Here is a 14,250-nt window from a genome sequence, read left to right as displayed (position 1 = left end):
GCTCAGTGCCCTGAGCCAGCGCCACGGAACGACCCGGTTCGTCAYGCTTCTCGCCGGCTGGGCTGCGCTTCTTTCGCGGCTGTCCGGGCAAGAGGATGTCGTCATCGGCACGCCGATGGCTAACCGCGGTCGTGCCGAAATCGAGCCGTTGATCGGATTCTTCGTGAATACGCTGGCGCTGAGGGTGGATACGTCAACCGCTCCCACGGTCGCCGAACTCCTGCAGCAGGTGAGTGATCGGGCGCTGGAGGCGCAGGAAAATCAGGACATTCCTTTCGAGCACGTGGTGGAGCAGATCAATCCAGCACGAAGTCTTGCGTACAGTCCGCTGTTTCAGGTGATGTTCGCATGGGAAAACGACGACGGCCTCCTGCTCGACTTTCGCACCCGCGAAGCTTTGTTCGTTCGGGCGCGGACGGTCCAGCGGCAAGGTGAGCAGTTCGGGGGCGCCGGACAAGGCACTCTTCCAATAGCCAGCTTTCGCGCGTAGAAGGTCCCCGGACATCCAAGTCCTTTGCCAGGTCGCGTAATCGGCGTACTGGATACCCAAGGGCGGCAGTGGATCCACTGCGCCCTGCAGAAAGGCGGCGTATAGGGTATTGAGCTCATGCATGAACACCTGCATCGACCATCCGTCGGACACGATGTGGTGCATCGTGATGAGCAGCGTGTGGCTATCCGTGCTTTCACGTAGCAAGCGCGCGCGAATCAGCGGCCCGCGCTCCAGATCGAACGGCTGCACCGATTCGTCGTTCGTCAGGCGCGCCAGTTCCCCAGGCGACGTTGCTTCCTGCATGAGGAAATCCATGGATGTCGCCTGCGGGGCGATACGCTGCATGGGCTTTCCGTCGATCTCCAGGAACGTGGTGCGCAAGGCATCGTGGCGCGCCACGATGCCATCCAGCGCCTGTCGCAGCGCCATGACATCCAGCGCGCCGCGCACCTTCCATCCGCAGGACAGGTGATAAGCCGCACTCGCCCCCTCGATCTGCGCCAGAAACCATAGGCGCTGCTGCGCAAAGGAAAGGGGTTCGTACGCTTCCCGTTCCCTGCGGATCACCGGAGGGATCTGCGACGGCATCGCCTTTGCCACTTGTTCGGCGAATTCCCCAAGCGTGGCGCTCGCGAAAAGTGCGCGGAACGGTACATCCACGTTCAAGGCATCGCGGAGCCGCGAGATGACCTGGATCGTCAACAGCGAGTGCCCGCCCAATTCGAGGAAATTATCGTTTCTGCCGATCCTGTCCATCTTGAGAAGATCGGACCAGATGGCGGCAATCAACGCTTCGATCTCGTTGCGCGGCGGTTCGAACGTGCGGCTGACAAAGGCTTCCTGTCCCGGGGCGGGCAAGCTCCTTGCGTCGAGTTTGCCGTTCGGTGTCAGAGGCAATCTGTCCAACTGGACGAACGCCGCAGGCACCATGTAATCGGGCATTTGCTCGGCGAGATGCTTTCTGAGCGCAGCGACATCCATGCGCACGGAAGCGGAGAAATAGGCCACAAGACGCCGGTTTCCCGGCACGTCCTCCCGCGCGAGAACGGCCGCTTCGGTCACCCCGGCGTGCTCCGAGAGCTTCGCCTCGATCTCGCCCAGCTCGATGCGGAAGCCACGTATCTTCACCTGGGAATCGTTTCGCCCCAGAAACTCGATGGTGCCATCGGGAAGCCAGCGCCCGAGATCTCCCGTCCTGTACATCCGCGCACCGGGAACGTTGCTGAAAGGGTCGGCGATAAATCGCGCGGCAGTAAGTTCGGGCTGATTCAAATACCCTCGCGCCACACCGACGCCACCGATATGGAGCTCTCCGGACACACCCACCGGCACCGGCTGTCCCTGTTGATCGAGAAGGTAGTTCCGCGCGTTTGCGATGGGACGGCCGATGGGTGCGCTTCGATGCCGTTCGGCGATCTCCTGATACAGCGTGGAATAGACGGTGGCTTCCGTCGGTCCGTAGGCATTGACGATCGTGAGTCCCGGCGTGGTGCTTTGAAACCAGTGCAAGTCTGCCTCGGAGAGCGACTCCACGCCCACGAGAACATGCTTGAAGGGAAGTCGTGCGCCGGAGGTTTCCAGCAGCCCTCTCAGGTGGCGAACAAAGAAGGGCGGCAAAAATGCGAAGTTGATTTTTTGGCGCGTAAACCAAGCAAGGAGCGCCGTGGGATCTGCACGAATAGCTTCGGGAACGACCTGGAGCGTTCCACCTGCGCAGAGCGTTACAAAAATCTCGAAGACGGTTACGTMAAAACAAAAGCTGCCCCACATGGATGCCTGGAACGGATTGCCCCGCCCAAAATCCGGACATCGAGCCGCCCAGTCGAAAAGCAGGTTGATCACGCCTTTGTGCTCCACCATCACCGCTTTGGGCGTGCCGGTTGAGCCCGATGTATAGATCACATAGGCCAGATTGCCAGATGCCAGATCCTTGTCGAAAGGAACGGGGTTGGTATCGGGATGATGGTCGACCTCACCATCCAGGTCGAGTTCGGTCACGCCGTTCGCCCAGGCGTAGGTGTGACCTCCTTTCGTCAGAAGCACCGCGGGAGCGCTGTCCCTCAACATGAATTGCAGKCGCTCTTCCGGATAGGCGGGATCAAGCGGCACATAGCAACCGCCCGCCTTCAGGACAGCAAAGATCCCGACCATCATCTCGACACCACGCTCCACGCAGATAGCGACGCGGCTATCGGGCTTGACATCGAGCAATCGCAGTTGATGGGCGAGACGGTTGGCTTTCGAATTCAGCTGTCCATAGGTCAGCTGCCTGTCACCGAATACCACTGCAAGAGCGTCAGGATTCCGGGCGGCTTGTTCCTCGAAAAGCTCGTGGATGCATTGATTGCCGGGATAAAAAGCGTCCGTGGCATTCCACGTGTCAACGACAAGGCGACGTTCGGCGTCMGACATGATCGGCAGATGCATGATGCCTTTCGTCTCGTCTGCCAGCATGCCCTCCAGCAGCAGGCAGTACCTTTCGATGATGTGTTCGATGGTGTCACGCTTGAACAGCGCCGAAGCGTAAGACACGCAGCCCGTGATGCCGCCGCCATGCTTTTTGATCGTCAGTACAAGGTCGCAGCCAGTGTCTTCAAGGCCATGATTGGCGCCATCCTCCATCGAATACAGCGACTGCATCGATTCGCTGTCGCCCTGATCCAGTACGAACATGGCCTGGAACAGCGAATGATACGAAGGGTTTCGAACCAGTCCCGTCAGTTCCACGATCTGACCCAGGCGCATCTCGCTGTGCTCTTGGGCAGCGTTCGCCTGCTCTTTCGTGCAAGACAGGAATTCCGCCACTGTTGCCTGGCTGGAAAGGCTTAGCCTCAGCGGAAGCACGCACGGCAATGATCCAACGAGCAATGGCGTTTCCCATCGCTGCTGCACCGGCATCAACGTACCGACGACGACATCGTCCTGACATGAAAGGCGCGCAAGAAGCGCTGCCCATCCCGCCAGCAACGTTATGTGCGATTCAAGTCCCTGATCGCGCTCAAGCTTTTCAATGCCGCCTTGCAAGGCGCCGCTGATCGCGAAGGTCACGGTAGCTTCGGCACGATCCAGCGCCGCAGGACGCGGAAAATCCGTGTGTATTGTCAGGCGTTCCGGCGCGCCGGAGAGCGTAGTTTTCCAGAAGGCTGCCTGCTTCTGGGGCGAATGATCATGTCGGCCTTGGCTACTGCTCAATTCCCTCTCCCTGTGGAAAATGATTCATGTCCTTCGCATAACTGACGAGCATAGTTTGCACGCAAGTACTTCCGCAACCCGGTGCAACGTCGTCATATTTCACGTTCGCAGCAGTCTTGCCCGCCGAGTGCATCGCGTAATATTTTTCGAGTCGCCCCGGGTTTGTTGCGTCGCCGCGCGCTACACATCCACGATTTTCTCGCACCCAATCGAGCGACATGCATGAAGATCTTTTTGATGATGCTGAAGAATTTCTTTCAGACTTCAGGAGTGCGTTTATGGACAGCGAGCGTCGGGTGATGCTTTGCACCACGCGATGGCTTGAGCTTGGAAATGACGATGCTCGAATGCCACCAGCCTTCGTCATTGCGTTTTCGGCGGCAGCATTCKGTCTTTCGGCGTTCGAAAGATATGACGTGCTGCTCCCTCAGGCACTTCAGAGAGCAGTTCCAAAACGGCAGGCTGAGTTCCTGATGGGGCGACTCGCCGCCCGTCACGCCGTCGAACGCCTGGGTATCGAGGCGTCGACACCGCACATCGGCACGTCGAGAGAGCCACTGTGGCAGGCGGGTATCACTGGCAGCATCACGCACACGGGCGACATAGCTGCCGCTGTAGCCGTTCTGTCATCCACCGTAAAAGGTATTGGGATCGACATAGAGAAAGTTGTCGATGCACAGGCACATCCCGCACTTCAGGAGTTTGTGATCACGCCAGAGGAGCAAGTGTTGCTGGAAGCGCAGCGGGAACATTTTTCAATCAATACGCTTCTTACGGTGGCGTTCTCCGCCAAGGAGAGTCTGTTCAAGGGCCTGTTTTACAGCGTCGGACGCTACTTTGATTTCAGTGCAGCGCGAGTCTCGAGACTGAACGTAAATGCTGGCCGCTTGACGCTGGTCCTTGAGGAAAGCCTTTGCCCTGCACTGCTCAAAGGACGATCCTTTGAAGTCTATTTCAAGATGATTTCGGTGGACACGGTCGCGACGAGTTTCGTCTGGTGACGATATTGAGAGCGCGCCGCGGGCGACCATCCACCAACTGCCTTCAGCCGGGAGGATAGCGTCATTGATCGCCCCAAGTCCGCACCGGGCGCCCGGGCCAGGCATGGGTGCATCTTCATGGGGCCAGCTTGGCGGCATGGCGCGTATCGATTGCTGGGATAGTGACCACGATGGTTGCTACTGGCGATAACACGGGCTAATCACCCTCCTCTTGATAGCCTCATTGGGACGTCCGCTTGGGTCGGAAGCAGACTTGGCGCACGCCCCTTCTTCTTCTCTGCAAGACGGCCTCTCGTCCGGGCGTCTTCTGGTCTGCTCGGAAAGCCCAATTTCTATGAAGCTCCATCAAGGACTTCACGAATCTTCGCCGCCAGATCGTCAAACCGAAACGGCTTGGTGATGAGATGTACGCCGCGATCCAATCGGCCCTGGTGGACAATCGCGTTCCGCGCATAGCCCGTAGTGAAGAGAACCTTTACCTTTGGCTGGATGAGTCGAGCTTCTCGGGCCACATCCGCGCCTGTCATGCCTTTGGGTAAGACCACGTCGGTAAAGACGAGGTCCACCTCCCGAATGGAAAGGATCCTGATAGCCGACGGCCCATCGGCCGCTTCAAGCACCTGGTAGCCAAGCTGGGTTAATGCGGCGACTGTGTAACCACGTACATCAGAATCATCTTCAACGACCAAAATGGCTTCCCCGGGGGAAGCGTGTGGAGCGGGATCTAAAGTATTGTTGTCTACACTGGCGAGGTCGCCGTCGAGACGCGGCAAGTAGATCTTCACCGTCGTTCCATGTCCCATCTCGGAATAGATCTGGACGTGACCATGAGACTGCTTAACGAAACCATAGACCTGGCTAAGTCCTAGGCCGGTACCCTTGCCTTCAGGCTTCGTCGTAAAAAACGGTTCGAAGACTCGCGGGACGGTATCGGCCTCCATGCCTGTCCCTGTGTCGGTCATGCAAATAACGACGTACTGACCGGCCGCCACTTCAACATGTCTGGCGGCATAAGCATCGTCGATATGTCCATTACTCGTTTCAACGGTCAGACGGCCACCGGTAGGCATGGCGTCGCGTGCGTTCACAGCGAGATTCAGTAACGCACTTTCCAATTCATTGGGATCGGCTTCCGCTTTCCAGAGCCCCACACCGAGCACACTTTCAACTTCAATCGTCTCGCCTAGTGCACGATGAAATAGCTCCGACATGCCGCGGACGAGGCCGTTGACGTCGATGGGCTTGGGGTTCAATGGCTGACGTCGTGCGAACGCAAGAAGGCGCTTGGTGAGCGCCGCCGCTCTCTCTGCTCCCGTCATCGCATTTGCGATGGCCCGGCGCGACCCTTCCATGTCCGGGGGCAACGTGAGAGCGACAAGCTCGAGATTACCCACAATGATCTGTAGAAGATTGTTGAAATCGTGGGCTATGCCGCCGGTCAATTGTCCGAGAGCCTCCATCTTCTGCGCTTGCCGGAGCGCTTCGCCGCGCTCGTGAACTTCTTTTTCCAGATTAGCGTTGAGTTCACGCAATAGAGCTTCTGCTCGTCGGCGTTCTTCGATTTCCTTCTGGAACGCGTTGAACAGGCGGGCGTTGTCGATTGCAATCGCCGCTTCACCGGCGAGCCCATCGAGATTCTGTTCCGATCTCTCGGTAAAGACTCCCGCCTGCGAATGCCCGAAAAAAAGCCCTCCCAGAACCGCTCCGGAACGCGAAATCACGGGAACTGCCAGGTAACTGCGGACGGGAAGATGTCCCTTGGGCATGCCCGCGCGTGGCGCATTCTTTCCATAACGCGGGTCTTGGGTAATGTCGTCCGAACGGATAATGCCTTCACCGCTAAACGTTGGCGCAAAGACTGCGGTATTGCGAGGCATCGGGAACTTCGAGAAGGCCTCACGTGGGGCGCCAGAGAGGGTATAGAGCGTGTAGCTCTCCCCTGCATCGTCAACGAGGTTGTAGAAGAACGCGCCGAACTCCGCGCCACTCAAGCTGACGCCCGCATCAGTAACAGTTTGCACAATCGTATTGAGTTCGTTCTCGCGCGCCAAAACTGTACCGGCACGGTTGAGAATTTTGAGAGCCCGCGCTTGTTCCAAAAGCCGTAGCTGCGCATCGTGCTCGTCGGTGCGGTCGCGCAAAACCTTCAAGAGACCGGCGGGCTCTCGCTTGTCGTCGAAAAGTGGTTTCGTTTCACCGATGGCCCAAAGCCTCTTTCCGTTCTTGTGAACGCGCCATCCCTCAGACCCTCCCTTACCTAGACGAATGGCTTCGGCGATTTCGTCCTTAAGAAGGTGGTCACCGTTGCTCTCCAGAGGAAAAATCCTGGTTAAGGATTGCCCGATCATCTCGGACTCTGACCATCCCAGAACACGATGTGCGCCTTCGCTCCAGCCCGTCACCAGACCGTTGGCATCCATGGTGATAAGGGCCGTCTCGGAGGCGCTCTGGAGTATCTGCGCGTATCGAGTAACAAGCGATAACAACCGAGAATTGTCGGGGGGGCCGGCGTTCAGACCAAAGAGTTCGTCTTTGGACAAAGGGATCGCCACTTCCTCGGGACGCCTGTCTTCCTCAGCCATGTCGTGCCTCGCGTGAAGCAACCCAGTGGGCGATATTGGATTACTTTACGCACTATCCTTCGCGGCGCAATAAGTCGCTGATTCTTGGCCGATTTCACGGAGGGCGCCCATTACCTTCTGCGAAACAGGAAGCACTGTTCTTTCGATGGCGTCGATCCCCCAGGCATTGCTCCGCGATAACAAGCATGCCGACGACGCTCCAAATGACTGTCTTCCAGCAATCCTTGCGTGCGACAGATCCGTTTCCCCAAATTCGACGTCCTCGGGCTTGTCGTTGATGAACGCCGGCACGCGGAAGTCTTGCTAGGCCACCGGGCGACTCATGCCTCACGCTCTAACTGCTCTTCTGCCAGACAGTCCATGTAGAGATTCTTCCATCCGGTGAGGTTAAACACGTTTCCGTAGGGATGGCCCGTGAGCTTATCGAAGCGCACCCAGGGAGCACAGCTCAGCTCGATGACAGTGCCGGCCTGACCAACTTCCGTTTGATCGGAGGTGTTACCGCGAGCCAGGACAACACGGTCGCCCACGTTGAACTTCGCAGGAGTCACAAAGTGGCTGCTCTTCATGATGCAATCTCGGTCGACAGCGAACATCTGAACCGCAACGTGAACGCTGCCGCTGATTCGCTTGCACTGCGAATATTTGAGTTGTTAGGCAACCAAGGGAGGTGCGCCGTCCTTCGCGCTGTGACCCGCCCCGACGTAAGAGGGTACGAAGAGCTCGCCGGAGGGCCGCTGTGGCATCGCGCCGCAGCAGCCCGTAGTGTGACGACGCGCTGCGCTCTAATGTCACCGGCACGACGCAGTGGTTGATCTATCGTTTCGTCGCGTCGAACCTGCGCCAACCCAGCGGCGGAGCCTTCAGCAGACGTCGGGGGAGCGYCCATCAGTGGGTACGCCGCCCCTCATATCGCCGGCCACAAGTCCGGCTCCAACTCATCGATGCCGCAAAGCAAAGTACCTTCGATATAGAGCTGCAGGGAAATGTGCATCCTGATATTCGGATCGGCTGACGGGGAACAGTCGTTGCAGATCGAACCCTGCCCTTCAGATGTTTTCCCATCGTGGTGAAACGTGGCGTGCCAGTGCGTTTGCCCGTCTTGCTCGTGGAATGTCGCTCGATACGAGACGGTGCGATATATACCTCTGATGTCGCCCATGTTGATGTCCTATAGGGCTCTCCCTGTCCTTGAACTTTATCCAGACGGTTGTAGGTCATCGTGAAACACGACAGAAATCGCTGTTAACACGGGAGCGCGCGTAGCAATGGCATATCGTCTTCTAAGAAGGCACCAAAGCCATACACGGCCCGTATCTTCGCGCGCGCGTCGACAGCGACATCCACTGCGTCAGACTCCAATGTGAAGGGCCCGACGTCAGTCTTATGATACGCATAGTCGGTTACGACCCAATAGCCGCCATGGTCTTGCTCGTAATACACGTCCCAATGCATGTGGACACTGTATGCCTCTCTGTGGCGCGGCGCCGAACGATCGTTATCGATCTTCAGCCGCCAGTCGGCCAGTGACGCCATGTTCGAGCGCGCCATTCTCCCGTTGCCGTGCATTCGCTCCGGGCGTGCCGAGGCCATACCGCTTACGTCGCTGGCAGATGCGGAGACATCCGGTGTTGCCTATGCCAAATGTGGGGATCGCTGGCGAGAGTGCATAGGCGCTCACACCGCTACGGGCATTACCGCCGGGAAAATTACTCGCGGGCGCATCGGCAAAAGATGTACTAGCCAGGTTGGCGAGCGGCAAGCCGATTCCAGGCGCGCCCGGCTCCAGCATCGATAACCCCGCGTACTGGCTGCACCTGAAACTGTGTTGCCGGGGGGCAAGCAAGCGCGTGTGCCGGTGGTGATGGGTGCCAACAGTCGCGACCTTGCGCTTGGTGTGGCGGACACAAAGAAGACCCCTGTTTGCACCATTTGTAGCTCTGGCCTCCGCTGCACGCGTTACCTTCGCCCCCTGTGGGTGGTCAGCACTAGACGAACTGAACCGGCGAAACCATGGTCGAGCCTTCGCGGCACCTCGCCGAGACCATCGCGCGCTCCAGACAACCGATTCATTTTGTAGCGCTTTACCTACGTGCCCGAGGTGCATCGCGGCAAGCTCAAGGGAGCGCTGCACGTGTTTGAGATCCCCTACACACTCGATATACCTGCCGCGCTCGTTCGCGACCAAGTCACTCCCGACGACAAAGCGATGGGTGTACCGGTCAGCGCTTATTGGGTTCCATCTGCCAAGACAGGTGACCACCATGACGATGGGAGACTCTCCTAGCCGCACTACGATCCGTCCGTAGATCGCCTTTTACACCTCATCAATGAGGGCGTCATCGTCGACACCGCCCCACTCAAGCTTTCCGTCCGAATCGCCGTAGCGGCTATGGATCTTCCAGGTGTTACCGGCTGGGTCGGCACGTGGCACATATACCCCCTTCCCCGGCGGCCAGGTGACGTTCCGATTCGCTACGGCGATACGGATCTTCTGAACTGCGGAGCTTGCACTCGGCACTGCAGGAATGACAGCGAGGCTTATTGCCCGGTCGCTGTAGTGCTTCCTCACAGACTAAAAGCCTCTTTCTGCGGAGGCGACCAACGTTCGTAGCGCGACCTGAATTTCCCACAGGGCCGTCCATCACCAGACAGCCCCTCCTTTCTGACCCCATCAAGAGCTGTTGTGGGTCGAAAGTGGTCGCTCCCAGAGCCCCGCGTTGGCACTCTGGTCGTCGCGGCCGCCATTGGCCAAAAGCGGACATTATCGTAGTCATTAAAGCGGCAACCGCTCGCTGAGTGGCTCCCAGGCCTCTTAGTCAGCATTTTTACGGATGCGCCGCTACCAATTGCGAGCGATGCTCCATGCATTCCAATCTGTTGATGCGGAGGCTGAGGCAGGTAGGTGACGAGCAAGGAGTGCCACGACACCAAGCGATCGAATCCAGGGGCGCGATCTCGACCCAGTGTTTCTTCTGCATCAACGGCTGAGACAAGTTCCACGCGCTCACCGACTACTGGTAATGGGAGCAGTCATGCAACGCACGCAACGCGCAGCCACCGTGCTAGTCGGAATGATCATCGCCGCCCTTCTGACGGGATGCACTAGCAAGCAACCGGAACAGAGCGCCGCGCCTGTGGCTGCAGTGGCCACCGCTCCGATTCCTGCGGCACCCACCAGTCCCAGTTACCCGACGCGCGTCTTCTTCGGCGACACCCACCTGCACACCGCCTTGTCGCTGGATGCCGGCGCTGCTGGTACGACGATCATGCCTGCCGACGCCTACCGCTTCGCCAAGGGCGAAGAAGTCACCAGCTCTACAGGCCAGAAGGCCAGGCTGTCGCGCCCGCTCGATTTCCTTGTCGTCGCGGACCATTCCGACCAGATGGGATTAATCACCGACCTGCAGGCCGGCAAACCCGAACTTCTGGCCAACCCCATGGCCAAGAAGTGGTACGACATGATGAAGTCGGGCCAGAAAGGCGCCGCGTCGATGGACATCATCACCACCTTCGCACAAGGCAAATTTCCCAAGGACATCATGTACAACCCCGGATCCCCTGGGTACACCGCAACCTGGCTAGGCATCATCAAGGCAGCGGAAGAAGCCAATGATCCTGGCAAATTCACGGCCTTCATCGGCTATGAATGGACCTCGTTGGTGAATGGCGCGAACCTGCACCGCAACATCTTGTTCCGCGACAACGGCGACAAGGCCAGACAAGTCGAACCATTCACCAATTACCCACCGGGCAGCTCGAACCCGCGCGATCTTTGGAAATGGATGGCCGCCTATGAACAGAAGACCGGCGGCCAAGTGCTGGCCATTGCGCACAACGGCAACCTCAGCAACGGCATCATGTTTCCGCTGATCGAGTCTTTCAACGGCAAACCCATTGACCGCGAATACGCGGAGACGCGCACTAAGCGCGAGCGCCTCTACGAAGTCACCCAAATGAAGGGCGATAGTGAGACCCATCCCTACCTCTCACCCAATGACGAGTTCGCCAACTTCGAGCGTTGGGACAAAGGCAATCTCGACCTGACGGAGGCCAAGAAGCCAGCGATGCTGGAATTCGAGTACGCGCGCTCGGCACTGAAGAACGGCCTGAAGGTCGAAAGCGAGGTCGGTACAAACCCATACAAGTTTGGCTTGATCGGTAGCACCGATTCGCACACGGGCCTGACGACGGCGGACGACAACAACTTCTGGGGAAAAATGCCGGGAAGCGAGCCCAGCCCGCAGCGCACACAGCATGCATTCCTGAAGGGCCCCAAGGGCACGATCATGAGCTGGGAGGAGACTGCCTCCGGCTATGCGGCTGTCTGGGCCAAGGAGAACACGCGCGCGTCACTGTTCGATGCGATGCAACGCAAGGAAACCTATGCGACCACCGGCCCGCGCATGACGGTGCGCTTCTTCGGCGGCTGGGACTACGCGCCGGCCGACGCCAAGGGCGATGTCGCCGCAGCCGGTTATGCGAAGGGTGTGCCCATGGGCGGCGATCTTACGCCGGCAGCAGCGGGTAAATCGCCAACGTTCCTCGTTGCCGCCATGAAGGATCCCGATGGAGGCAATCTCGACCGCATCCAGGTCATCAAAGGTTGGTTAGATGCCAAGGGCGAGCTCCACGAGAAAGTCTATGACGTGGTGTGGTCCGGCGAGCGCAAACCAGGCGCGAACGGAAAGCTGCCGCCKGTAGGAAACACGGTCGACGTCGCCAACGCCACCTGGACCGACACCATCGGCGCCGCGGAACTTGTGCAGATGTGGCAGGACCCGGACTTCGATCCCGCGCTACGCGCGTTCTACTACGTGCGCGTGCTCGAAATTCCAACGCCCCGATGGACCGCGTACGACGGCATGCGATTTAAAGCCAAGGTGCCCAAGGAAGCCCCGATGACAACACAGGAGCGAGCCTACACGTCACCCATCTGGTACACGCCGGCGGCGGCTATCGCCGAGAATGCGGCGAAGATGCACGCCCCCGAAGCGTCACCCACACCTGCGCCGACAAAGCCGCCGCCGCAAACCGAGCAACCCATGCCGGTGGACGTGGATTGACGCATGGCCAACCTCCCCCGCGCTCGTCTGGTGTTGCGCGAACCTCTGCTGCACTTCCTGCTGCTGGGGTTGGGGCTGTTCCTTCTGTATGGCTGGATCGTCCCCGCTGGCAGTGGAGCGGGCCAGCGCATCGTGATCACCCAGGGCCGGATTGAGCAACTCGCTACAGGGTTCGCACTCATGAACCAGAGACCGCCAGCCGTAGACGAGCTGAACGGCCTAATCGATGATGCGATCCGCGAGGAAGTCCTTTACCGCAAGGCCAAGGCGATGGGCCTGGATCAGGACGACACCATCGTGCGGCGACGGCTCCGGCAGAAACTGGAGTTTGTATCGGAAGATGTGGCGCCCGTGCCCGAGCCTACCGATGCCCAACTTCGGTCTTACCTGTTGGCGCACTCGGATGCATTTCGACTCGAAACCCGTTACACATTCACGCAGGTTTACTTCGATCCGCAGCGCCATGCGCAGCAACTCGAAGCGGACATCAAACAGACCTTGTCGGCCCTGCAGCGTGTCGGAACAACAGCTGACGCGGGCAAGCTAGGCGATGCCTTCCTGCTCGGCCACCATTTCAATGGCATCATTGCCAGCGAATTGGCACGAGCGTTTGGCGCAAAGTTCGAAGCCGCATTGCGGACATTGCCGACGGGACACTGGCTGGGGCCCGTACGCTCAGGCTATGGCGTGCACCTGGTGCTGGTCAGCCGTCGAGAAGATGGCCGGATGGCATCGTTGGAAGACGTTCGCGGCGAGGTTCGCCGTCAATGGTTTCACGCCCAGCGCAAGGAAGCGAACGAACGGTTCTATGCGGATCTGCGCAAGCGCTACCGAGTGACGATAGAACGGCCTCCGGAGCCAAATGGCGGCACGGGAGCTCTCGTCGCGGGGATGCAGCCATGAGACATTGGAGCAGGCTAGGTCTATCTGTGCTGCTGATGAGCCTGCTGGCCTTGGCAATCCCCGCGCGGGCACACGAGGCGCGCCCAGCCTATCTGCAATTGAGTCAGCTCGATGCCGAGCGCTACGACGTGCTGTGGAAGGTACCGGGACTGGGTGAAGAAAAACGTCTTGCACTAGATGTGGAGTTTCCCCCCGGGACAAGCACGATCGCGCCGCCGCATGTGTCGTTCACTAACAACGCCTTTATCCAGCGTTGGCGTGTGCAGCGTGCCGGCGGGCTCGATGGCTCATCGCTCCGGATCACTGGCCTTCCGGCGACTCTCACGGACGTATTGGTGCGCATAGAGAAGTTGGACGGCACGACGCAGACCATCCGCGTGACACCCGCGTCGCCCGGGTTCATGATCGAGGCCGCGCCTGGCCGCTGGGATGTGGCGCGAACTTATTTGGGACTTGGCGTCGAGCACATTCTGCTCGGCATCGACCATTTGTTGTTCGTGCTGGCCTTGTTGATCCTGGTTGACGGCGCGCGTCGCCTGTTCTTGGCCATCACCGCCTTCACCGCGGCGCACAGCCTGACGCTTGCTGCCGCAACGCTCGGCTGGATACATGTGCCGCCGCCTCCGGTGGAGGCGAGCATCGCGCTCAGTATCGTGTTCCTGGCCAGCGAAATCATGCACGCACGCGCCGGGCAGCCAGGGCTGACCTACCGGCAACCATGGATCGTGGCCTTCCTGTTCGGCCTGCTGCACGGACTTGGGTTCGCTGCCGCGTTGAGCGAAGTCGGACTGCCGCCCCACGCGATCCCGGTCGCATTGCTGTTCTTCAATGTCGGCGTCGAGATCGGGCAACTGTTGTTCATCGCCGCCGTGTTGACGGTGATCGCGGGTGCTCGACGCATCCGATGGACGAGCAGTGATTGGGGCTGGAAGTTGCCGGTATACGGCATCGGCGCGATTGCGTCCTATTGGACGATCGATCGAATCGCCGGATTCTGAGAACTTCCCGCAGCC

At 59.2% G+C, this 14,250-nt stretch carries 7 protein-coding genes and 1 pseudogene; 5 read left to right on the top strand and 3 right to left on the bottom strand.

Going from position 1 to position 14,250, the window contains the following annotated elements; genetic code table 11:
- Window positions 1-10: 10 nt before the first annotated feature.
- Window positions 11-310, top strand: a pseudogene (locus tag AC1DMG_RS08065) (condensation domain-containing protein); the annotation flags it as partial.
- Here the strand turns inward: AC1DMG_RS08065 and AC1DMG_RS08060 are convergent.
- Complete coding sequence (locus AC1DMG_RS08060) at window positions 194-3,685, bottom strand: amino acid adenylation domain-containing protein (RefSeq protein WP_477180386.1); 3,492 nt, start codon at window positions 3,683-3,685, stop codon at window positions 194-196. The pseudogene AC1DMG_RS08065 and the gene AC1DMG_RS08060 overlap by 117 nt on opposite strands.
- Before the next feature lie 218 nt (window positions 3,686-3,903).
- Between AC1DMG_RS08060 and AC1DMG_RS08055 the strand changes: the two genes are divergently transcribed.
- A complete protein-coding gene (locus tag AC1DMG_RS08055) occupies window positions 3,904-4,686 on the top strand; it encodes a 4'-phosphopantetheinyl transferase family protein (protein ID WP_477180385.1) in 783 nt (260 codons plus the stop codon).
- A 332-nt stretch (window positions 4,687-5,018) separates the two neighbouring features.
- On the opposite strand, the gene AC1DMG_RS08050 is transcribed toward AC1DMG_RS08055, so the two are convergent.
- Both AC1DMG_RS08050 and AC1DMG_RS08045 read right to left on the bottom strand, forming a co-directional pair.
- Window positions 5,019-7,268 carry an ATP-binding protein gene (locus AC1DMG_RS08050; RefSeq protein WP_477180384.1) on the bottom strand — a complete coding sequence of 750 codons (2,250 nt, stop codon included), beginning with the start codon at window positions 7,266-7,268 and terminating at the stop codon, window positions 5,019-5,021.
- 320 nt (window positions 7,269-7,588) lie between these two features.
- A complete protein-coding gene (locus AC1DMG_RS08045; protein WP_477178657.1) occupies window positions 7,589-7,837 on the bottom strand; it encodes a hypothetical protein in 249 nt (82 codons plus the stop codon).
- A 2,466-nt stretch (window positions 7,838-10,303) separates the two neighbouring features.
- On the opposite strand from AC1DMG_RS08045, the gene AC1DMG_RS08040 reads away from it, so the two are divergent.
- From AC1DMG_RS08040 to AC1DMG_RS08030, 3 genes are read left to right on the top strand one after another with little or no spacing between them, the layout of a single operon-like run.
- Complete coding sequence (locus AC1DMG_RS08040) at window positions 10,304-12,334, top strand: DUF3604 domain-containing protein (RefSeq protein ID WP_477178658.1); 2,031 nt, start codon at window positions 10,304-10,306, stop codon at window positions 12,332-12,334.
- 3 nt (window positions 12,335-12,337) lie between these two features.
- A complete protein-coding gene (locus tag AC1DMG_RS08035; protein WP_477180383.1) occupies window positions 12,338-13,237 on the top strand; it encodes a peptidyl-prolyl cis-trans isomerase in 900 nt (299 codons plus the stop codon).
- 35 nt (window positions 13,238-13,272) lie between these two features.
- Entirely contained in the window at window positions 13,273-14,235 is a 963-nt protein-coding gene (locus AC1DMG_RS08030; protein ID WP_477180382.1) for a HupE/UreJ family protein, read from the top strand.
- Window positions 14,236-14,250 lie beyond the last annotated feature (15 nt).

This window comes from Dyella sp. 01N36, assembly GCF_056399745.1.
Note: the sequence above shows the minus strand (reverse complement) of the source record. Positions and strands in the feature narration are given on the sequence as shown.